This is a genomic window from Pseudomonas arsenicoxydans, assembly GCF_900103875.1.
GTDB lineage: Bacteria > Pseudomonadota > Gammaproteobacteria > Pseudomonadales > Pseudomonadaceae > Aquipseudomonas > Aquipseudomonas arsenicoxydans.
Genome location: NZ_LT629705.1, coordinates 4,475,667 through 4,496,723, shown reverse-complemented (window position 1 = coordinate 4,496,723; position 21,057 = coordinate 4,475,667). Strand labels below are relative to the sequence as shown.

The 21,057-nt window shown below is 57.9% G+C and carries 23 protein-coding genes and 1 pseudogene; 9 read left to right on the top strand and 15 right to left on the bottom strand.

The features are described from left to right. Positions 1-175: 175 nt before the first annotated feature. Positions 176-1,141 carry a helix-turn-helix domain-containing protein gene (locus BLQ41_RS21010; protein WP_090188715.1) on the top strand — a complete coding sequence of 322 codons (966 nt, stop codon included), beginning with the start codon at positions 176-178 and terminating at the stop codon, positions 1,139-1,141. A 46-nt stretch (positions 1,142-1,187) separates the two neighbouring features. Then, positions 1,188-2,096: a carbohydrate kinase family protein gene (locus BLQ41_RS21005; protein WP_090183826.1), complete on the top strand. Its 909-nt coding sequence runs from the start codon at positions 1,188-1,190 to the stop codon at positions 2,094-2,096. A 44-nt stretch (positions 2,097-2,140) separates the two neighbouring features. Here BLQ41_RS21005 and BLQ41_RS21000 read toward each other — a convergent pair whose 3' ends face one another. From BLQ41_RS21000 to BLQ41_RS20970, 7 genes are all read right to left on the bottom strand, one after another. Next, a complete protein-coding gene (locus BLQ41_RS21000; protein WP_090183824.1) occupies positions 2,141-3,052 on the bottom strand; it encodes a SphA family protein in 912 nt (303 codons plus the stop codon). 93 nt (positions 3,053-3,145) lie between these two features. Then, positions 3,146-4,207 (bottom strand): NADH:ubiquinone reductase (Na(+)-transporting) subunit F, encoded by a 1,062-nt coding sequence (locus tag BLQ41_RS20995; RefSeq protein ID WP_090183823.1) that lies wholly within the window; start codon positions 4,205-4,207, stop codon positions 3,146-3,148. Positions 4,208-4,217: 10 nt separating this feature from the next. Next, on the bottom strand, positions 4,218-4,577 hold the full coding sequence (locus BLQ41_RS20990) for a phenol hydroxylase subunit P4 (protein WP_090183821.1): 360 nt from the start codon (positions 4,575-4,577) through the stop codon (positions 4,218-4,220). Between the two features lie 66 nt (positions 4,578-4,643). Next, positions 4,644-6,200 (bottom strand): aromatic/alkene/methane monooxygenase hydroxylase/oxygenase subunit alpha, encoded by a 1,557-nt coding sequence (locus BLQ41_RS20985; RefSeq protein ID WP_090183820.1) that lies wholly within the window; start codon positions 6,198-6,200, stop codon positions 4,644-4,646. Between the two features lie 53 nt (positions 6,201-6,253). After that, complete coding sequence (locus BLQ41_RS20980; RefSeq protein ID WP_090183819.1) at positions 6,254-6,526, bottom strand: MmoB/DmpM family protein; 273 nt, start codon at positions 6,524-6,526, stop codon at positions 6,254-6,256. Beyond that, positions 6,523-7,518, bottom strand: a complete 996-nt coding sequence (locus tag BLQ41_RS20975; RefSeq protein ID WP_090183817.1) for an aromatic/alkene monooxygenase hydroxylase subunit beta — start codon at positions 7,516-7,518, stop codon at positions 6,523-6,525. Before BLQ41_RS20975 ends, BLQ41_RS20980 begins: the two co-directional genes overlap by 4 nt. A gap of 17 nt (positions 7,519-7,535) precedes the next feature. Further along, positions 7,536-7,811, bottom strand: coding sequence for a phenol hydroxylase subunit (locus tag BLQ41_RS20970; protein ID WP_090183816.1), 276 nt, complete (start codon positions 7,809-7,811; stop codon positions 7,536-7,538). A gap of 456 nt (positions 7,812-8,267) precedes the next feature. On the opposite strand from BLQ41_RS20970, the gene BLQ41_RS20965 reads away from it, so the two are divergent. The 6 genes from BLQ41_RS20965 to BLQ41_RS31400 all read left to right on the top strand — a co-directional run bounded on the left by BLQ41_RS20965 (position 8,268) and on the right by BLQ41_RS31400 (position 13,907). Further along, positions 8,268-9,965, top strand: coding sequence for a sigma-54-dependent Fis family transcriptional regulator (locus BLQ41_RS20965; RefSeq protein WP_090183814.1), 1,698 nt, complete (start codon positions 8,268-8,270; stop codon positions 9,963-9,965). Between the two features lie 33 nt (positions 9,966-9,998). Continuing rightward, on the top strand, positions 9,999-10,961 hold the full coding sequence (locus BLQ41_RS20960; RefSeq protein WP_090183813.1) for a LysR family transcriptional regulator: 963 nt from the start codon (positions 9,999-10,001) through the stop codon (positions 10,959-10,961). A gap of 129 nt (positions 10,962-11,090) precedes the next feature. Beyond that, entirely contained in the window at positions 11,091-11,798 is a 708-nt protein-coding gene (locus BLQ41_RS20955; RefSeq protein ID WP_090183811.1) for a nitroreductase, read from the top strand. A gap of 22 nt (positions 11,799-11,820) precedes the next feature. Then, positions 11,821-12,468 carry an HD domain-containing protein gene (locus BLQ41_RS20950; RefSeq protein ID WP_090183810.1) on the top strand — a complete coding sequence of 216 codons (648 nt, stop codon included), beginning with the start codon at positions 11,821-11,823 and terminating at the stop codon, positions 12,466-12,468. Positions 12,469-12,619: 151 nt separating this feature from the next. Further along, positions 12,620-13,513 carry an MBL fold metallo-hydrolase gene (locus BLQ41_RS20945; RefSeq protein WP_090183808.1) on the top strand — a complete coding sequence of 298 codons (894 nt, stop codon included), beginning with the start codon at positions 12,620-12,622 and terminating at the stop codon, positions 13,511-13,513. 190 nt (positions 13,514-13,703) lie between these two features. Then, positions 13,704-13,907: an OprD family outer membrane porin gene (locus tag BLQ41_RS31400; RefSeq protein WP_090183807.1), complete on the top strand. Its 204-nt coding sequence runs from the start codon at positions 13,704-13,706 to the stop codon at positions 13,905-13,907. Positions 13,908-13,943: 36 nt separating this feature from the next. Here the strand turns inward: BLQ41_RS31400 and BLQ41_RS20935 are convergent, their stop codons facing one another. After that, positions 13,944-14,474 (bottom strand): 4-hydroxylaminobenzoate lyase, encoded by a 531-nt coding sequence (locus BLQ41_RS20935; protein WP_090183805.1) that lies wholly within the window; start codon positions 14,472-14,474, stop codon positions 13,944-13,946. Between the two features lie 115 nt (positions 14,475-14,589). Between BLQ41_RS20935 and BLQ41_RS20930 the strand changes: the two are divergent. Next, positions 14,590-14,778: pseudogene (locus tag BLQ41_RS20930) on the top strand (muconolactone Delta-isomerase family protein); the annotation flags it as partial. Positions 14,779-14,904: 126 nt separating this feature from the next. Here BLQ41_RS20930 and BLQ41_RS20925 read toward each other — a convergent pair. The 7 genes from BLQ41_RS20925 to BLQ41_RS20895 form a co-directional block, all read right to left on the bottom strand. Next, positions 14,905-16,206: an MSMEG_0569 family flavin-dependent oxidoreductase gene (locus BLQ41_RS20925; RefSeq protein WP_090183802.1), complete on the bottom strand. Its 1,302-nt coding sequence runs from the start codon at positions 16,204-16,206 to the stop codon at positions 14,905-14,907. A gap of 51 nt (positions 16,207-16,257) precedes the next feature. Beyond that, the gene (locus BLQ41_RS20920; protein ID WP_090183800.1) at positions 16,258-16,593 is read right to left on the bottom strand and encodes an MSMEG_0570 family nitrogen starvation response protein; all 336 of its coding nucleotides are present in this window, start codon (positions 16,591-16,593) and stop codon (positions 16,258-16,260) included. 1 nt (position 16,594) lies between these two features. Continuing rightward, complete coding sequence (locus BLQ41_RS20915; RefSeq protein WP_090183799.1) at positions 16,595-17,626, bottom strand: sll0787 family AIR synthase-like protein; 1,032 nt, start codon at positions 17,624-17,626, stop codon at positions 16,595-16,597. After that, positions 17,619-18,179, bottom strand: coding sequence for an MSMEG_0567/Sll0786 family nitrogen starvation N-acetyltransferase (locus BLQ41_RS20910; RefSeq protein ID WP_090183797.1), 561 nt, complete (start codon positions 18,177-18,179; stop codon positions 17,619-17,621). Before BLQ41_RS20910 ends, BLQ41_RS20915 begins: the two co-directional genes overlap by 8 nt. A 14-nt stretch (positions 18,180-18,193) precedes the next feature. Beyond that, positions 18,194-19,276 (bottom strand): MSMEG_0568 family radical SAM protein, encoded by a 1,083-nt coding sequence (locus BLQ41_RS20905; protein ID WP_090183796.1) that lies wholly within the window; start codon positions 19,274-19,276, stop codon positions 18,194-18,196. Continuing rightward, positions 19,263-20,240, bottom strand: a complete 978-nt coding sequence (locus BLQ41_RS20900) for a Nit6803 family nitrilase (RefSeq protein WP_090183794.1) — start codon at positions 20,238-20,240, stop codon at positions 19,263-19,265. Before BLQ41_RS20900 ends, BLQ41_RS20905 begins: the two co-directional genes overlap by 14 nt. A gap of 95 nt (positions 20,241-20,335) precedes the next feature. Beyond that, positions 20,336-20,818: an MSMEG_0572/Sll0783 family nitrogen starvation response protein gene (locus BLQ41_RS20895; protein ID WP_007969977.1), complete on the bottom strand. Its 483-nt coding sequence runs from the start codon at positions 20,816-20,818 to the stop codon at positions 20,336-20,338. Between the last annotated feature and the right edge of the window lie 239 nt (positions 20,819-21,057).

Genomic DNA, 21,057 nt, shown 5'->3' with positions numbered 1-21,057 from the left:
AATAGCCCGGACAAACGCGCAGAGGACGGCCAACTGATACTTTTTTAACCCGACCAGAGAAACCGGCCGAGGATCAAAAAAGTATCAGTGGTGCGCAACCCTGAGCTAGCAAGCGCCTGCACGCAGGGCGTATGTTGTGTGCATACAAACAAGAAATGACCCTTTGGGTTTTGCCATGACTGATAGCCGAACAGCACTTTTCGAACAGCGACACGCCGAACTGGAAGTCATCCTTCCTGAGCCCGAGCATTGCTTTCGCTGGTATGAGCACGACTACCCCTACCCCCTCGCTCGCTGGAACCACCATCCGGAATTCGAAATTCACCTGATCCGCCAAGGCAGCGGCAAGCTCGTTGCGGGCGACTACTTCGGCGCATTCGGCGCGGGTCATGTAGCGCTTATCGGCCCCGACCTGCCCCATGACTGGATAGGCGATCTGAGGCCCGGCGAGTTCTTGAAGGGACGCGACGTTGTGCTGCAATTTGACGGTGCAGCCATTCTGGCGCTGCGCAGCACCCTGCCCGAGTTAGGCGAGCTTCAGCACCTGTTTGAACGTGCGCGCCGTGGCTTGGAGTTCACTGGAGCAACCGCATTGCAGGCGGCGCGATTGATGGAAGACATCGGTCCTGCGCGAGGGCTTGAGCGCCTGATTCTTTTTCTGCAGTTGATCAACACACTCATTAAAGCGCCGGTCCAGGAGGCCCATACACTGGCCAGCGCTTGCTACGCGCCGACCCTGGACGACCGAAGTTCCGAACGCGTCCACAAGGCCTTTGATTACCTGTTGAACGAGCTCACCGGCGACGTTCGCCTGTCGGTGATTGCACAGCGCCTGGAAATGAGCGAGCCGGGGTTTTCGCGTTTCTTCAAACGGGTAACCGGCCATGGCTTCATCGACCTGATGCGCAAACTCAGGGTTCAACGCGCATGCCGACTGTTGTTGCAAACAGAGATGTCCGTGTCGGACATCTGTTTTGAAGTCGGCTATGAAAACCTGTCCAACTTCAACAGGCACTTTCGCATCGAGATGGAACAGACACCGAGTGAGTATCGTCGCGGAACGGCGATGAACCTGTTCAACCGCAACGGTCTCCACGCCTCCCTGCCGCACTCTAAAGCCCATTCAATAGTCGATGCCTGACCGATTGGGTCAGGCAGCCGCATCCCACAACAAGAAGGAAATGACAATGGTGTTGCCTCGCGCAGTCGTATTTGGCGAAGCCCTGACCGACCTGGTACAGGGTCATCCTGGACAATGGAACGGTTATCCGGGCGGTGCGCCATGGAATGTCGCCCGCGCACTGAGTCGTTTGGGCGTCAGCACGGCATTCGCAGGGTCGGTGAGCACTGACTCACTGGGCGATGAGATTGTCCGCAGCTCGGCAGAGGCAGGTCTGGACATGAGGTTCATTCAACGGGTAGAGCGCGACCCACTGGTTGCCATCGTCCCCTCAAGTCGTCCGCCCAGGTATTTCTTTGCTGGAGACGCCGACCTGTTTTTCGATCCGCAACAGCTGCCGGACGATTGGACCTTGAACGCTGAAATCTGTCATTTCAGTTGCATTAGCCTGGCCCGCCAGCCATTGGCAGACACCTTGGTAAATGTGGCCCAACGAGCGAAACGGGCGGGCAAACGGATCAGTTTCGACCCGAACTGGCGTAACTTGATGGGCCGCCAGTACCGGGAACACACGTACCCGACGGTGACCGCGCTTGCCGACATGATCAAGCTCTCCGACGAAGACCTTCGGCATATCTATCCAGGGCTGACCGAAACCCAGGCAATCAACGAGATTCGTGCAATCAACCCGCACGCACACATCCTGTTGACGCGCGGTGAACACGGCATGGCGTTGCACGCCAGCGACAGCTATTACGAACAGGCCGCGTACGTTGTAGAAGTCGCCGATACAGTCGGTGCCGGCGATGCTTCCATGGCCGGTTGGCTCGCCGCCGACTTGCTCGGGATCAGCGATCTGCAAGAGCGCCTGCGTTTTTCTGCCGCCTGTGCGTCTGTATCGTGTCGTTATTCCGGCGCTCATGCGCCCGCAATGGCCGAAGTGGAAACGTTGCTCGGTTCCGTTCGCAGAACCTGACAAATGGAGCTAAGTTGCCCAACCCGATGGGCTGGGCATGCCAGTTAAAAAGGGACCGTCAACTTCATCCAGTAGGCATTACCTTCCGCGCGGTTACGAACCTGGGCCTCCTGCTCCCACTTGGCGGTTAAAAACCAGCCTTTATCGCTCGTGTATTTCACCGACGGACCAATTGCGATCGCCCTGCCCTTATTGTCTTTGACCGTTTCACCGTTTTGCCGGTCGTCCGTGGTCTGGTAATCCAGGTAGCCCCCCACGCCGACCACCCAGCCGTTACCCAACCCCCAACCGACTGCGTAATCGGCGTGCAGCTCGGAACCGGAAAGGTAGTCGGTGGCGTTATTGCGCTGGTTGAAGTCATACATGATTTTGGCATCGACATTGAGCCCGTTCGGGTCGACGTAGGACACGGCCGCCACCGGCTCAACGACCCAGTAATTGCGCCCGATGTTCGCCAGGTCGCCGCGATTGTATTCGCCCGATGGCGCGATGAAATCCAGGGCGAAAATACTGTGTAACTTATCGCTGTAATGGTAGCCGAGCGCCGGCCCGAAGATGATGTCGCCCAATCCCTGTTTACTCTGCGATTGACCGTTGAGTTCAACCTTGAGGTCCACCAGCGGCACGATGGCGTGGAAGGCCAGGCTTCCTCCCAGCACCTGCTGCTCGGTGACCCAGATCAATCGGGGGGCCACCGAGTTGGCCCTTACCCTGAAGTCCACCGGCACTTTCTCGCCATGATTGCCGCGCAGTGAGTCGGCTTCGTAATGCCCGACGTAGAACTGCGAATACAGGCCCGGTGGCGGCATGGCGCCGGACATGTAGTTTTCTGCCCCCATCGGGTACGAAGATCCACCGCCTTCGGTGGCTTGGACGCCAGCACTGGCAGCTGCCAGCAGGCTCAATCCAGCTCGGCACAGATGACTCGCACGCTTTGTTCGCAATACAGCTTTCATAGGTTGATGACCTTTTGTTGTTTTTTTTAGGCAGCCGACGCCGTGCCGACCGTCGGGAGGTCAGCCAGGGTCGGCAGGGTGTTGCGGGTGAACTCAGATGCGCTTGAATAGCGCTGAACGGGTGGTTTCGCTGTCACCATCGGCGGCGCTGTAGAAACGCTCCATGAAGATGTCGCGCTCAAACAGTCGGCCTTGCATCAGGCACGTGATCGCCGAATCGATCATTATCGGCGGACCACACAAGTAGGCTTTGCGATTGCTGAAGCGCCCCTCGAAATGCTGCTTTGCGGCGTCATGCACGTAGCCTTTGAAGCCGGTCCACTCGGCATCCTCCACCGCTTGGCTGAGCGCGGGCACATAAATGAAGTTGGCGTGGTCGCGTGCCAACGCCTCGAACAGCTCATGGTTATAGAGTTCGGCCCGGTTGCGTGCGCCCTGGAACAGCACGATCTGGCGGGTATCGCCCGTCTCCAGCAGGTCGAGAATCATCGATTGCGGGCTCGACAAGCCCGAGCCGCCAGCGATGAACATCAAATCTCCGCTTTGCGAGGTGCGCACGAAGAATTGCCCATACGGACCGGACAGCTCCACGGCGTCACCGACCTTCAAGTCATCGTGAATCTTGCCGGTGGCCAGTCCGCCCTCGACCCGGCGCACGTGCAATTCGACTTCATCGGCGCGGCTCGGCGGGTTGGCCAGCGAAAATGCCCGCGTGCCTTCAACCCCGGGCAATTGCAGATTGATGTACTGCCCGGACTGGAACGCCATCGGCCGATCAAGCTTGAGGTGCACGCCCTTGATGGTGGGCGACAAGTCCACCAACGCACTGACCACGGCGCGGTAATCCTCGACCGGATGCCCGAGAAAATCCGGGTCGGCGTCGATATCCGCCTCGATCACCATGTCGCTTTGCGGAATCGCACAGCACGCCAGAACCTTGCCTTCGTCACGTTCGATGTCCATCAGCGCAAAAGACGAGGCCGCGCCCAGATCCGCCTCACCTTCAAGGACCTGGACTTTGCAGGTGGCGCAGGTGCCATGGCCACAGGCGAAGGGCAGCCAGACACCCTGGCGCAATGCCGCCTGGAGGATGGTCTGGCCCTCCTCCACTTCAATTTGTTCGCCCGTAGGTTCGATGGTTACTTGGTAGCTCATCGCCGTGTCCTCAGTTGAAGCTGCCGGCAATGCCGTTCAAGCCAGGAGTATTGAGATGCAGCAAGCTTTTGTGGTCGATGCCGTTGGCGATCAGGCTCGCGCTATTGTCTGGAGCAAACGGCTGATCGTTCAGGCGCCACAACGCCTGGCTGAAATCAACCTTCGATGCGTCCGGGTGCTGGGAAATCGAGGGCTTGACCACCTGCTCGATGAAGTCGGCGAACGGCATTGAAGGTGGCAGCGGAAAGGTAAACGGCGCACAAAACATCAGGTGTTTTTCCCAGCACAGGTACACCAGTTGCAGGCCATGGAAGTTTTCCTGGCGATCCAGGGGTTGGGCCTCATAGGCACCGATGGAAGTCACGGGCATGATGTTGTCCTTCTTGTAATGTGGGGGTTGAAGCGGACCGACAGGGGCCCGCTTGCGCACAAGGCGTCAGCCGGTCTTGAGCAGGTCCGGGTCAACGGGCGTTGAAGGCGCGCTGTTGCGATCGTTCGGGTGCCAGTCCTGCCAGCGTCGATGCTCGGTGGAGCCCAGGTATTCGAAGTTGTCCTGACCGGGGTTGATGTTGTAGTAGTCGCGTACCACCGACTCCACGTCCCCGCCACCGCAGTTGCCTTGCAGAATCTGGTGCACCGGCAACCAGGCCTGGATGTACTTGGTTGGCTCGTACTCGAAAATGTCGCAGCAACCCTGCGAGCAGAAGTGATAGCGCTCGCCTTCGTGCTCGGTACTGCGATGGCTGAGCGTGGTCTGGTCATCCGGCTCGCCGAACGACAGCGGGATCTGGCAGATCTGGCACAGCATCGGCAGGGTCGGGTTGTAGAACCGCTCGCCCTTCTCTTGCAGCGCACGCCAATGCTCGAAGCGCGGGCGGTAGATCTTGTCGAAGGTGTCCGGGTACTTTTCCGAAAGCCAGTCCAGCTCCTCGTCGGTTGGCATCCAGGTGTGGAAGTTGGTCGCCTGGCTGTACTGGTAGAAGATCGACCAGGCCTGATGACTGACATGATCCTTGGCGATATTGGCTTCTTCGACATGCTTGGGTGGACGAATGCCGTAGCGCTCCAGGTCTTTGAACAGCGCCCCGCCCGCCTCTTCGAAATACACGCCCCAGGCTTCGGACCAGGACATCACTTTGTTGGGCAGCATGTAGTCCATCATCATCCCGACCAGCGTCAGCAAGCGGTAACCGCGCCAGAACCACTTGTCGATCCAGCGCTGAATGATCGGCACGTTGTCTTCGTGCTGCTCCAGAAGGAACTTGATCACCTCCAGCCCCAGGGTCATGTGTCGGGCCTCGTCGGACTGCGCGGAGAAGCCGAAGGTCACCGTGGCCATGTCACCGTTGAACGCAGCGCCGGACATGAACGGCACGAACAGCAAGTTGGTCAGCACGTACTCGAACGAAAACGAGATCGCCGTGAGGAACTCGAATGGGCCGGCCGTACGCGCATCTTCGAAGAACGACTTGGGCACCGAGAGAAACCACACCCGGTCGTGCATGTGGGCAAAATCATGCAGGCCGTTGAAGTGCTTGTTGTAGTGACTCATCGCATGAATCTGAGTCTGCACATGGCGCAGTTCGTCGATCGCCTGCATCTGGCAGGCGATGCGCGCACCGGCGCCGCTGAATTGCCGACCGACCCGGGCGAAGCCTTGATAGGCCTGGTATTCCAGCGGCGTGACGCCCGAAAGAAACAGCTTCAATGCGTTGACGTAGCGGGCGTCCGACAGCGTGGTATGCCCGTTGTTTTGCGAGAACGCATCGAAGATCGCGTAGAGCTTTTTCTCTTTCTCGGCCTGGTATTTCCAGTAGGTGTCCATGGTCAGGCGGAACGGATCTTCCCACTTGTCCCAATCGGTGATCTTGATCCCTTCAAAACGTTCGTGCGGGTAGATGTCCTCGTGGGTCTGGTAGCTCGGCTCCCAGTCCAGGTCACGGGTCATGCAGCGGTATTTTTCTTTGGCATTAAGGCGTTTTTTCACGGCCATGATGGCGCTCCCGAATTCTTGTAGTGGATCAAACCCTGGCTTGAAACCGGCGATCAGCTGTTCCAGTAGAGGGAGAAGCTGTCGTCCTCTTCCACGACGTTGCCACCGAGGGTGATGACGTACATCAGCATTTCCTGGATGTCCCAAGTGCTGCCGGTCAGTTGCTCGACGGTTTCGCGATGAATGTCGAGTCGACCCTTGGCCTCGATGCGGATCATCGACGGCTGGTGCTGGATTTCGGCATGCGGGTTGTCCTGGACGATCGCGTCGACGATGGAGCGCGCGTAATCGGTGTCTTGCAGGTTCATGTAAACGAGGGAAGTCATGCGTTGGCTCCTGTCAGGCCGATTTTCTTCAGGCGTGCGCTGAATTCGGTGCAGACGGCATCCAGCGCGGAGGCATCGAGACTCATTGCCGCCAAGGGCTGCAGCGCCTCCACGGAACGGGCACTCCACTGATCGACCCAACCTTGCACTAGGGCCTTGTTGGCGGGGCTTTCGTTAATCACGGTCTTGAGCAAGGCATCGACCCAGCGCTGGCTTTCGGCGAACCACAGACGCATGAACTCGGTCAGCATGCCGACCTGACCGGCACCGTTGGCCGACAGTTGCTCATCGAGTTTGTGGAATAGCAGCGGGTACACCAGGCCGTCGCTGACCAGGTTCTGCGCGACGGTCAATTCAAACCAGTCGCGGACCACCAGGGTGTCTTCGACGTAGCGGCGCAGGCCTTGCCAAGCTGGGTCGTTCAACCACTGTTGCTTGGCCTGGGCCAGCAGCAAGACATCGCCGTCATCGAGCATCAGACCGATCCGCGACAGGTACTGGGCGATGCCCAGGCGGTCCATGGCATGGAACATGTGCATTTGCGTGACGCTGGTGCCAAAGCCGTCGGCGGCAATGTTGCTGTTGTTCATGTTGGCGCCCATTTCGGCGTGGCGCAGCGGCAACAACAGCTTGCTGATCAACTCTAGGTTCCGGGCGTTAAGGCCGGCGAGCATGTCGCGCTTTTCGCAAAATGCGTAATCATGCTCGGCGTTTTCTTGCATCTTGGCCCGAGCCTGGACATAAGCGCCGTAGTAGTACTGGCGCGGGTCGCTGACGGCGTACCAATCAGCCATGACCACCGCCGTGCGCGTTGCGTCGTTGAGCAGTTTGTCCGGCTGCCAGAGCGGCCGGTAATGGAAATTGGTCGCGGACTCCAGGTCGAAACTGGCTTCCTGATAACGGCTGGCAACCTTGTCGCCAAACCGGCGACGGGTGTGGCTGAAGGTATTGCGGATCGTCTCGACGGTCGTCGTCTTGATCTCGACACTCATGGCATGGACTCCTGTAATTATTGTTGGGGGTCTTGGACGGGGTCGGCGCCACGGGTTTCGCCGTAACGCCACTTCTGCGCGTCGGCGTCGAGGGCCTGGGACATCTGCGCGTCCATGTGCTGGACGTGGTGGGCTTCACAGAACTGCTTGAAGGCTTGATGCGGCATTACCAGCTCGACATACAACTCGGGATAACCGATGGCGAAATCGAATTCGACAAAGGCATTGTCTGGCTCACTGCGGACACGCACGTACCGCGGCATTTGATCGAAGGTGCTGCCAGATGGATTCATGCTCGGGTACTCCCCTGTTGTTATGCAGGAGGACAGAGCAACAGGAGTGCCAGCGTCGGACAGACAAGCGAATAAATATTTAAAAACCAATAAAAACAATTGGTTAAAAAAGGCGTCAGCGCCAGGAAGTAGTTGGTATTGCGTTTTTTGCAGAGGGATCGCTTTCGACGATTTGATCATTTGATCAATCCCGGGCGAGCGATTCGAGCAAATGACCAATCAGCTACGCACCGTCCGATCGTCCCCCCAATTTGTCATCCGGGTTTTGCCCGGAATCCAAGGCAGACTCGCTGAATATCCAATTGACTTTCAGGTGAAATTCGGGACGTTCTATATAGGAGCTTTCAACGCAAGCAAGCCCTGCGAGCGTTCTGACACAGTGCCTCGATTACGCCCCAGCCTAGGCGCAAGGCCCTCGTCATCCCCACCAACAAAAAAACATAGGGGTGTGTTTGCATGACCATGAAATACCGGGCCTCTGAGCATTCCGCGCAGCTCAAGGACCTGACCGACCGAGTTCATTTCCTCGGCAGCGAAGGAAAGATCTGGCTTGATGAGCAACGCATGTTGCTGATGCAGGTGTCGTCGATGGCATCGCTTCGTCGGGAACTGATCGAGATGATCGGCGAAGAACGTGCCAAGGGCTTTTTCCTTCGACTGGGCTACCAGTCCGGCTTGAAAGACGCAGAGCTGGCGCGAAAGCTACGACCCAACGCCAGTGACATCGATATGTTTCTGATCGGCCCTCAACTGCACTCACTCAAGGGCATGGTCAATGTCCGTCCATTGAAGATGGACATCGATATCGAGGCTGGAAAATTTTACGCCGACATCGAGTGGATCGACTCTTTTGAAGTTGAAAACCACCAGAGTGAACAGCTGCATTCAGATCAACCGATTTGCTGGATGCTCCTGGGTTACGCGATCAGCTATTCATCGTTTTTCATTGGCCGGCAGATTATTTACAAGGAAGTGAGCTGCCGGGGATGTGGTGACAAAATCTGTCGGATCATCGGCAAACCTGCTGAGGAATGGGAAGATGCCGATGCGTTCATGCGCTACTTCCAGAGTGATTCGATCCTCGACGAATTGCACACCTTGCAGCTACAAGTCGAGAACATGAACCAGCGTCTGCAGCTGGATGCGGGCCAGTTTTACGGCATCGGTCGCTCGGCGGTTTACCGCAAGACCTGCGAGCTGATCGACAAGGTTGCCCCCGGCAAAGCCTCGGTGTTGCTGCTGGGTGAAACCGGTGTCGGCAAGGAAGTCATCGCTCGCAGTCTGCACCTGCGAAGCGAGCGCGCTGGCGGCCCGTTCATTGCCCTGAACTGCGCAGCCATCTCTCCAGACCTGATTGAAGCAGAGCTGTTTGGCGTCGAAAAAGGTGCCTATACCGGGGCTCAGCAATCGCGCATGGGGCGCTTTGAACGGGCACACGGCGGCACATTGTTTCTCGATGAGATCATCGAACTGACCCCTCGGGCCCAGGCCAGTCTGCTGCGTGTATTACAGGAGGGTGAGCTTGAACGCGTCGGTGATAACCAGACACGCACGGTCGATGTGCGCGTCATCGGTGCGACTCACGAGGACCTCGGTCAGGCGGTGAAAGAAGGCCGTTTTCGTGCCGACCTTTACTACCGATTAAACGTCTACCCTGTGCGGGTTCCCGCGCTGCGCGATCGTCGCGAAGACATCCCGCTGTTGATCGAGCACTTCCTTGAAAAGCTCCATCTGAGTTATCAGAAAAAAACCCTCGGCCTTTCCGATCGTGCCCTCGAGGCCTGCTTGCGCTACGACTGGCCAGGCAATATCCGCGAGCTGGAGAATCTGATCGAGCGTGGCGTGATCATTACCGATAACAACCAGAGTATTTCTGTCGAGGCCCTGTTCCCGCACCAGTCCGACGAGGCTTATAGCATTGGCCTGTCGAGCGAAGGTGAATTGATCAGCCAGAAGCTGGAGCCCTCGGATGAGTGGGTGAACCGGTTGCTTGATCTGGGGGTGAGCCTGGAAAACATGGAAGAGCAACTGCTGCAAGGTGCCATGGAACGTGCCGGGCAAAATGTCTCGGAAGCCGCGCGACTGCTGGGCATGACTCGGCCGGCGCTTGCCTACAGGCTCAAGAAGAAGCCGGATCAACCGCTTTCTACTTGAATTGAACAGCCCCTGAGAGGTGGTGATTTGTAAATGAGAAATCTGGACTTGAATTTGCTGCGCGTGTTTGACGCGATCATTCGGGAGAGGAATGTGCTCCGTGCGAGCGAGGTGATCAGTCTCAGCCCGTCAGCGGTCAGTCATGCGCTTGGACGACTGCGGGTGTTGCTCAATGACGAACTGTTCGTGCGCACAGCTGCCGGGATGGAGCCCACCGTCCGGGCGCTGGAGATGGCGCCACTGGTGCGGGATGCGCTCGTAACGATCGAGCGTGCAGTCGGGCCCAGGGAGTTCGATCCAGGCCGTACGGACCGCCAATTCTGTATCGCTGCGACCGACCATATGACGGCAGTGATACTGCCAAATTTTCTCCGGGCAATATCAGCGCTAGCTCCCCATGCAAGCGTCACTGTATTGCCCGCCAGCAGGATTGACCTGACTGCGCAAATCGACGTTGGCCGCGTGGACATTGCGCTGGGTTCTTTCTCCAGCCTCCCCCATCGGCTGCGCGAACAAGTGCTGTTCGTGGAACGGGACATGGTAGTGGTCGCCACGGATCATCCGCTTGCCGGCAGCGAGATTGGTCTGGAGGATCTATCGGGTCTACCGCTGCTGGTCGTCTCTACTGGCGGCTCGGAGGATGGCCTGCTCTCAGAGCGAGGGTTGACGCGACGCGCTGAAATGTTCGACCGCAAGGTGTTGACGGCTGCGTTCAATTCCATCGGAAAACACCCTGATTTCAAAATGGTCCAGCCTCATTTCCTGGCGGTGCCGAGCCTGCTGGCGGGCACAAAAAACGCCGCAATCGTGCCCGCCACGCTAGCGAAATTCTTCAGCCAATCTGGCTCAGCCTACCCTTGCGAGTTGCCCTGGAAATCACCCGCGCGCGCTGTGCAAATGGCCTGGCATGAGCGTCATACGCACGATCCAGGGCACGAATGGTTGCGCAGCATGCTGATGAACGCGGCACAGTTTGTGACGGATACCCAAGGGTAATTCATCGCTCAAAAGAGCAGTGCAGTGCATGACGTGCATTTTTATTTTATGAAAATTGCACTTCATCCCCGGTCAATCCGCGGCGTAGGGTATCGAGGTCTGATACACCCGCTGATTGGACGGTGAAACATGCCTGCTACCCCACACAAATCGACCCAGGAATTGACTGAAGTCGAGCACATCATGATGAGTCGATTTGCCAATCGATTCTATTTGGATCGCGCTGTCGATCTCGAAGTCATTACTGGCATCCTGCAGGCCGCGCGTCATGCCGGCATTGGGGCGAACATTCAACCCTGGCGTGTCTATGTGACGACCGGCGCGGCCAAAACCGCGCTGACAGACGCCATCACTGCCGCACACAAAACCGCACCCGGTGAATACTCATCCGAGTACAGCTACCTGCCCGACCCGTTGCCGGAGCCGTTCGCTTCACGCCGGCGCGAGTTTGGTGCGGTGTTCTATGGCTCACTGGGCATTGCTCACGATGATCTTGCTGCCCGATCGGAACAGACCGAGAGAAACTGCCGTTTCTTCGACGCACCGGTCGGTCTGGTTTTCACCATCGACCGACGCCTTGAGAAAGGCAGCTGGCTGGACCTGGGCATGTTTATCCAGAACATCATGCTCGCGGCAAAAGCGCGAGGGCTCGACACCTGTACCCAGGAATTCCTGTCCCGTTATCACAGGGTGTTTCGTGAACACCTGCCTCTAAAGTGCGAAGAACTGGTGGTCTGCAGCATGGCCATGGGGTTTGGTGATCCAGACTGGGCCAGACGGCGTCCGCACATGCCAAAGGCGTCCATCGAAGAGTTCGCCTCGCTTCATGGCTTCTGAACATTTGCAGAGGTAGAAAACCATGGCACTGAACGATAATTTCGACGTAAAAATCCCCGACAGCTCATTGGCACGCCAGGTGACTCAGCTCATTCGCGACACCGAAAGCGAATTGCTGTTTTCCCACTCCACTCGCGTCTACTTTTGGGGAGCGCTGATCGGTAAACACAAAGGCTTGATATTTGACCCTGAACTGCTCTACGTCGCCTCGATGTTCCACGATATCGGTCTGACTTCGCAGTACCACAACAGCCAACTTCGCTTCGAGGTAGACGGCGCAAATGCCGCGCGTGACTTTCTACGTAGCCAAGGCCTTGGCGGTACGGATATTGAAAAGGTCTGGAACGCAATCGCGTTGCATACAACGCCGGGCATTCCAGAACACATGCATTCAGAAATTGCCCTGCTGCAGGCCGGCGCGGGAATGGACGTGGCGGGACGTGGCTTTGAACAGTTCACCGAAGAACAACGTGACGCCGTGACTGCCGCTTATCCGCGCGAACCGCAATTCGCCCACAAGATGATCGACGCTTTTTATCACGGCATGAAACATCGGCCAGCCAGCACATTCGGCACCTTCAACGACGATTTCCTTGCCTTCAAGGATCCGGGTTTTAAGCGAACAGATCTGTGCAGCCTGATTTTATGTTCGCATTGGGAGCATTGTTAAAACGCTAAATACCTGCACGCCCACTTGGAAAACGAGCTAGCCAAATGACCCCCGTTAAAAAACGCATGCACTCGGGCAAAAGTGCCGCCACGCTTTCTGCCGATTTTTTCTGAGCGCAGCTCTCGCCGCAGCTTCACTGGCTGGCGCTGACATGACGCTCGCCGCAAACGACAAACCCGTCCCAAATGACTATTTCCACACCGGTGCCGGAAATCATTATTTGCAGCGTGCCGACAACGCGATCATCACGCAAAACCTTCGGGACAACATCAGTGTGCTTGAAGGGTCCGGCGGAAATATCGTGGTGTTGTCCGGCAAGGAAGGCAAGTTTCTGGTCGACGCGGGAATCAGTAAATCCAGGGACAAAATCAAAGCGGCGCTCATGGACATCAGTCCGGCTCCGGTGAAGTATGTGGTCAACACCCACTGGCATTGGGACCACACAGACGGTAATGCCTGGATGCACGCGGCAGGTGCGACCATCGTGGCGCAAGCCAATACGCTAAAGCATCTGTCCCACACCACCCATGTCGATGATTGGAACTGGACGTTCCAACCTGTCCCGGCAGGGGCACGACCGACTGTTCTGGTTAAGAATGAAAAGACCTTTACCTTCGCGGGCAGCAAAATCATCGTTGAGCACTTCGGTCCCGGGCACACTGACGGAGACCTGGCGATTTACTTTGAAAAGGCCGATGTACTGGCGATGGGCGATACATTCTGGGATGCAGGTTATCCGTTTATCGACAACCAGGACGGCGGCAGTATCGATACGGCGATCGACTGGGCCAACCAGGCCATCGAGCGCACCACCGATCACACGATCGTGATTCCCGGACATGGTCCGGTGGGCACACGAGCCCAACTGATAGCGTTTCGCGATATGTTGGTGGGTGTGCGCGACAACGTGAGGTTGCTTAAACAGCAAGGCAAATCCCTGGACGAGATTGTTGCTGCGAAACCTTCCGCTGCGTTTGACCAGCAATGGGGCAACTTCGTGATCAAGCCGGATCACTTTGTCAAACTGGTGTATGCCGGTCTGTAGTCGTCTTTAAACAGCGTTGTTGGCTGAAAAGCTGTCGGTGCATGCACTGGCAGCTTTTTTTTTGAGTGTCCGAATGTCAAAAAAACGAGCACAAACAAGCAGGCATAAAAAAGGCGAGTCCCCAAAATATACTCGGCAGGGACTCGCCAAAACTACCAAAGGGAGCGAACGGTAGTAGGTAGTTGCTCAGATAACGTCAGTCAGAAATCAATGCGCAACGGGCGATCAACATGAATGGGAACGGGATATTCACTTCAACTATGCATTCCAGGCGCCTGCACTTAAAGGCTTGAGCTTGTCATTGCGTAACGCAACGCTACGCAGCACTGTGCCCAATCAACGCGATATCGATGAGAATCGGGTCTACATTACTTACACTCGCGACTTGTTCTAAACACACGATAAGCGCCAAGCAATACACCCGTTACATCTAGCCTTGCTCCTGGAAGTCATAGGAAATCCTGCCGGCAGGCAGAAAGAAAAAGGCAATCAAGGCACCGTTCTTTACTTCAGGATAATGGTGGCTTCCGGGCGCAGGGGCGGTCCATCCGGCGCCCTGCCAGCCCTGTGGGCCGGCCAGTACAGCGCCTTTGTCCAGTGGAATCACCATGTTCAATTCACCATACGGGTGGCAATGATAATCACCGCGAAAGGTACGCTGCGCGTTATTCAACTCGTGCCCTTTGCTGTCCATGTAGACGGCGGTGATGCTGAAGTAGAACGTTTCAGCACAGGGTTCGCACAGACGGCCGCGACGATAATGCGGCCCATTGATTTCAGTATTAGCCAGCCATCCCTGCGCAACGCCTTCGATGACTAGGCCGGCAACTCTTTGGTAGGTCTCACTGTCCGGTCCGTAGTTGTCGTTCAGCCAGCGCTCTGCGTGGACGCCGGCAGTTTTATCTTTGACCGTGGAAAGAAACTCAACACACAGATTGATCAACTCATCACGCTTTTCCATTGGCAGGCACTCACGGGTTTAAAATATTTCTGACACATTCCCATACCTGCACGCTGCCAAAAAGCGAACTTCTTGCAATGCCTTAATGCATGGCATTCATTACGATGCCTGACCGGCCGAACAACTTCAGCGCCAAGGCAAATGGCGACATCTGTGGCGGGTGGCTGGGAAGTGGGCAAACATTAGTATTTTCGATGTCGACAGTATCGACGAGCTTCACGACATCCTCAGCGCCCTACCCTTGTTTCCGTTCATGGCATTGGAGGTTACGCCGCTGTCCAGGCACCCCGCCTCCATCGTCTGACGGATGCCACTCGGCGCAGGTTTTCCCGGTGTATCAACAATGCAGCGGGCTGAGCCCATGGCTTTTACCTTGCTGCACGGCAACCCACCCGCCTGTCAGCGCCAGCGGATGGGTTGTCAGCAACGCTTACCCTGCCGCCAGACGTCGTTGCGGCAAGCTGCCTTCGACCGCACTTTCGATGATGTGCTGCACCAGATACTCGGCGTCTCGCGCTACGCCTGAGAAACGTCCCGAACCCCAGGTGTATAACCATGGCAGCCCAAGGAAGTACAAACCAGGTTGCGCCGTTATTCCGCGCTGGTGACCTGGGTGACCGCGGCCATTGAAAACCGGGGCCTCGACCCAGGTAAAGTCCGGGCTGAAGCCGATGCACCAGATGATGCTGGTGATCCCTTCCTCCTCAAGATCCAGTTCACTGCGCTCCTGCTCCGGCACCCAAACCGGGTGGTAAGGCGTTCCAGCCGGGGCATCAATCGAGTGCTGTTCGATGTACTTGTCGATCGACGTATTGATCCGGTTGTACACCGCATCGGCGTTATCGAGGTTTTCGCCCAGGTTGTTGGCAAACTGCAAGCGAGTGCCCTGTAACCCGTCCAGGCGACCGAACAATTCCATGCCTTCGCGAGCGAAATGGCGCAGGTCAATGTCGCGTCCGCCGTCGCGCCCGGTGACGTAATGGTTGGTGTTATCGCGTACGCCTTCACGCAGCGGATGGGTGTCGACGCCAATCTCGTAGTAGCCCATCTCCGCCAGCCAATCGACCACGTCTTTGCCCCGGTAAAAACGCGCACAACGCGGCGCATCACCCACCGCCAGATAGACCTTGCGACCGGCCAGGTGCAAGTCTTCGGCAATTTGCGCGCCCGACTGCCCGGAACCGACCACTAATACATTACCCGCGGGCAAGGCCTGGGGATTGCGGTATTGCTCCGAGTGAATCTGATGAATGTCTGCAGGCAAGCGTTCGGCAAGGCGCGGGATGATTGGCGTGTGATAACCGCCCGAGGCGACAATCACTTGATCAGCAGTGAACTCGCCTTGTGAGGTGTGCACCTCGAAACCACCGAAGCTGCGGGGAACCACGCGTTGCACCGTGACCCCTTCACGGGCCGGCGCGTTGACCGATATGACGAAGCCGGCCAGGTATTGATTGATCTCGTCCTTCTTCATGAACCCGTGGGGATCTTTGCCCTTGAAGTCATCGACGTAGGTGTAGCCTGGCAATGCGCATTGCCAGTTGGGCGTCACCAGGCTGAAGGCGTCCCAGCGCTGGTTGCGCCAGGTGTGGGTCAGGCTGTGTTTTTCCAGGACCAGATGATCGATGCCCTGTTGTTGCAAGTAGTAGCTGGCAGATAACCCGGCCTGACCGCCGCCGACGACGATCACGCTGTGGTGTGGGGGTTTGATTGAGGTGAGGTGGCTGGTCATGGTGAACTCCGGTACTCGGTGTCGAAAAAGGTTAAGGGGAAAACCGATGAATCAGAATGAACCCCAGCCGGTGCCGAACACCTGACCGGCGCCTTCGGTGCGCATGCTGAGGATGTCCACTTGCCCGGTGGCATCGCCTGGCTCGACCAGATAGCTGGCCTGGCCCTTGAGGGAACTCAAGGTGTCCATCGCCGAGCTGCAATAGAACCCTTTGACCTGCTTGACCCGCTCTGAAGCATTGTTCAATGCGTGTTCGATGCGTTGCAGAAAGTCCGCCAGCGGGTAACTGGCGCCCTCCTCCAGGTATTGATAAATCACCGTCGAAGGTGAATAACCGGAAGCTTCGCGGCCATTAGGCCAGCGGATTTTGAAGTTGACGGCGGGCATGTCAGTGCTCCTGATGCTTGAGGTTTAAAGGGGTCAGATCGAGAGAGTGATAGTTGAAGCCGGTAAATGGCTGCTCGCGCAGGTTCCAGAATTCGCCGAGCTGTTGGCCGGACTGGACATTCAGCAGTCCACTGTCGTTGATCCGGCCGATGCGTTCACAGCGCACACCTTCGAAGGCAAACGCCGTCTGAACTTGCGTCCAGTTACGCTCATCCAGCGTCATCAAAAAGCCGTAGCTGGGGAACACCTGCAACCAACGCGCGAGATCGGCATTCGGCGGGCACGGCAGCGACGCCAGGTCGATGGTCGCGCCGCATCCGGTGGTTTCCAGCAGCATCAATAGACTGCCGAGCACCCCGGCGTTGCTGATGTCTTTGGCAGCATGCAGCAGTGCCGCGTCAGCCAGGCGCGGCAGCACTTCAAGCTTGCTGCGCAGGCGCTCGGCCGGCACGCCTTCGAAGGCTTTCCAATAGGTGCTGTCGGCGTGCCAATCGCCTTCCAGGTCCACCGCCATGGCAATGATCTGGCCGGGGGCGACATGCAGGGTCGACAACAATGTTCGCGCTATGCCCGTAATCGCTACGGCCAGCGCAGTCGGATTAGCCGCCGCAAGGCTGGTGTGCCCACCGGCCAGCAACAAGCCATAGGCCTCGCAGGCAGCACGAATGCCCGCCAGCAATTGCTGCGCGCCAGCGGTGTCGTGATGCCAATACGCGTTGACCACGGCGGTGGCGCGACCGCCCATGGCGGTGATGTCGCTGACATTGGCCATGACCGCCGACCATCCGGCAAACCACGGCGCCGCCTCGACGAAATTCGGCAACATGCCTTCGATGGCCAACAACTGAAAATGGTCGCCACAGGCAATCGCTGCCGTGTCATCGCCGGGCAAGGCGTAAAGCTGCTCACGGGTCAGGGCCTGTTCAGCACTGCCGATCACGGCCGCCGGTTGCTGGATCGCCTGTTTCGAACGCATTGCCGGCGTGTTGCGCAAGGTGTCGAGCAGCACCGCCAGATCAGGAGCTTTATTCATGACGAGCCACCTTCAGCGCACGCAATGAAACCTGGCGCGGCATCAACGGGTAGCTCGGCAAATCAGCCTGCATCAGGCAATGCGGCTGACCGAGCAACTCCAGTTGGTCGAGGGTTTGCCAATGCAGGCCATGAAAATAGGTTTCGTTCTGCGCCTGCACCGTGGCGCGAAACACCTCGCAGCCCAGCTCTTTGGCCCGCGACACCGCCTCGTTGACCAGTGCTTTGCCAATCATGCTGTGCCGCCGATAGGCCGGGGCCACACACAACCGCCCACCAAACCACAGGCCCGGCTCCGGCTGATAAATGCGCACCGCGCCCACCACCTGGTCGCTGATCCCGCAATTGCTGGCCAGGGCGACGATGGCGATTGCCTGGAAATCATGGCTGTCCTTGTCCTGCGCGAGCAGTTGTTGCTCATCGGAGAACACCGAACGCCGCAGGGCGAAATAAGCGTGTTTCTCCCAGGGTTCGCTGGCGGGCTTGACCAGCAACTCCCCCGCGCGAAACGGTTCGAAGGTGCTGTCGACCAAGGCAAAGGCGAGATTGGGCATGGGCGTTCTCCGGTTTATTCGTAGCTTTTCAGGGCCGAGCACGCGCCGCATTTGGCGCAGCCGGCGTTGATCTGATCGGAGTGCAAACCGTGACGACGCAGGCTTGCGCCAATCTGCGGATACAGTCGGGCCATCATCGCGCTGTCCGGTTTAGGGTGATGAGCCAAGGGTGTGCCATCGATAGGCACGAACGGCACCACAAACGGGTACACGCCCATCGCGCACAAACGTTCGCTCATCTCGCTGATGGCGGCTTCGCTGTCACCCAGGCCGGCGAGGATGTAGGTGCTGACCTGGCCGCGACCGAACACTTTGACCGCCGCGTTGAAGGCGTCGAAATATCGGCTCAGCGGCACTTCGGCCTTGCCGGGCATGATCCGTTGGCGAACTTCATCCGTGACCGCTTCCAGGTGCATACCCAGCGACACCACACCGCTGTCGGCCAGGCGCTGGAACCAGTGATCATCGTCAGGCGGTTCGCACTGGGCCTGAATCGGCAGATCGACCGCGGCAGTCACCGCAGCGGCTGACTCACACAAAATCGCCGCGCCACGGTCCGGGGTTTGCGGGGTGCCGGTGGTCATCACCATGTGCTTGACGCCATCAAGTTCCACCGCCGCTTTAGCCACTTCCGCCAGTTGTTGCGGACGTTTGCGGGCGATGGTTTTACCCGCCGCCAGCGACTGGCCGATCGCGCAGAACTGGCAGGAACTGCCGCGATCATTGAAGCGAATGCAGTGCTGCAACACGGTGGTCGCGAGCACATCACTGCTGTGCAGGGTGGCGATTTTCCAATAGGGAATGCCGTCGGCGGTGCTCAATCCGTAGAACTTCGGCACACCGGGCATTTGCACCTGACCGACCTGCAGGCCTTCACGAAAGATCAGCGCCTGGCTGCCGTCGGCGCTGGGTTGGGCTTGATAGGGGGAATCCTGCGAGGCCTGATTGAGGATCGGCACCATCATTGTCCGGCTACCGAAACTTAGAGCCTTGTGGTCCGACGGTCCCGCGCCACCTTGCCGGGACAAGCCGTTCTGCGCCGCAGGCCAGCGCACGCCATGGCATTGCAGTTCAGCGAGCAATTCATTGGTTTGCATGATCGAACTCCTCGGTGGCAATCGCCGCCAGGTGCAGGCTGCGCTCATGCACATGCGCCGTGGGTGTGCGGTCGATCAACAGGCTGAGCAGTTCCGGGCGGCTGTAATGACCGACCGAATCCATCATCCGCTTGCGCTTGTCGATCAAGGCCAGATCGAGGTCGGCAATCACTACCCCTTCCCCCGAGCGCAGCGGTTCGCCGAGCAACTTGCCCTCGGGCGACACGATCGCGGTGAAGCAGCCGCCCGAAATCGGGCCGAGGCCACAACCGGTGTCCTGCATGATCTGGCCCTGCTGGTCAGCATCCAGCCACGCAGTGGCGTTGACCACGAAACAGCCGGACTCCAGGGCGTGATGACGGATGGTGACTTCAATCTGCTCGGCAAAGATGTCTCCCACCAGAGAACCGGGAAACATCGCGGCATGAATCTGCTCGCCGTCCGCCATCAAGGCGTAACGGGCCAGCGGGTTGTAGTGTTCCCAGCACGCCAGCGAGCCGATGCGTCCGATTGCGCTGTCGATAGCTCGCAGGCCGGAACCATCGCCCTGCCCCCAGACCATGCGCTCGTGGTAGGTCGGCGTGATTTTGCGCCGATGCTGAATCAGGCTGCCGTCGGCATCGAACAACAACTGGGCGTTGTAGATCGTGCCGCCATCGCGCTCATTGACGCCAATGGAGACGACCATTTCCGCTTGCTTGCAGGCTTCGCCAATCGCCAGGGTCGCGGCCGACGGAACCGTCACGGATTGATCCAGCAGCTTGAGGTGTTGTGCGCCCATGGCAAAGGCAGGCTGCACAAATGAAAAATAGGGGTAGTAAGGCACCACCGTTTCCGGGAACACGGCGAACTGCACGCCTTGTCGACCGAGGGCGATGATCTGTTGGCAGACCTTGTCCACGGTGCCTTCGCGGCTGTAAAGCACCGGGCTGATCTGTACGGCGGCTGCGCGAATGATGGCCATGAGGGGTCCTGAGGTCAGTAGAGTTTTGTGAGATTTCACAGCGGTCCTGCGGGAGCTGGCTTGCAAGCTCGCTCCCACAGGACGGCGTTGTGCGGTCAGGCAGTCCAGGTATCGATAATCATCGCGCCCTCTCGGCGCATCAGCAGGCGCAGGTCCATCACGTCCAGCGGGTTGATCGGGCGAATGCCTTCGATCAGCGCTTTCTCGGTCTGGCCATACAGGGCTTGCAAGGCGAAGCGGCAGGCGTAGACCTCACCGCCCTCCTCCATGAACTGGATGAGCTGCTTGTTGACTGCCAGATGGCCGGGGAAGGCTTCGGCGCCCAGGGTCGGGAAACCCCGTTGCACGCCCAATTGCACGCCAGGTCCATAGAGCAGGATCTTGGTTTCGAAGCCCTTGCGCAGCAGACGCTTGGCCTGAAGCATATTGACCAGGCCGATAGAGCCCTCGAAAGCGATGGTGTGGAAGGTGATCAGGACTTTCTCGCCGGGCTCGGCTTTGATGTCCTCGAAGACTTTCTCTTCGTAATTGACCAGGAAGTCGCCGTCTTTGTAATGGGGGATATCCACGGTTGGCATATCGTCGCTCTCCAGTTTTTTCGTGCGTTAACGGCGGCCTGAGTTGGCTGCCGGGTTGCAGGAGATAGAGCGAACGCCGTGCCAGGCATTGAAATTAATTTTCTCAAAAAGCTATGTCGTTGATTCGACTACAAATACTTTTCTGATCCGGTTTTTTCTGATGCATCTGAGGCTATCGGTGAATCACGCATTCCCGTAGAAGTACGAATATTCGTAGCGGCTAATCACGAGATTTCGTA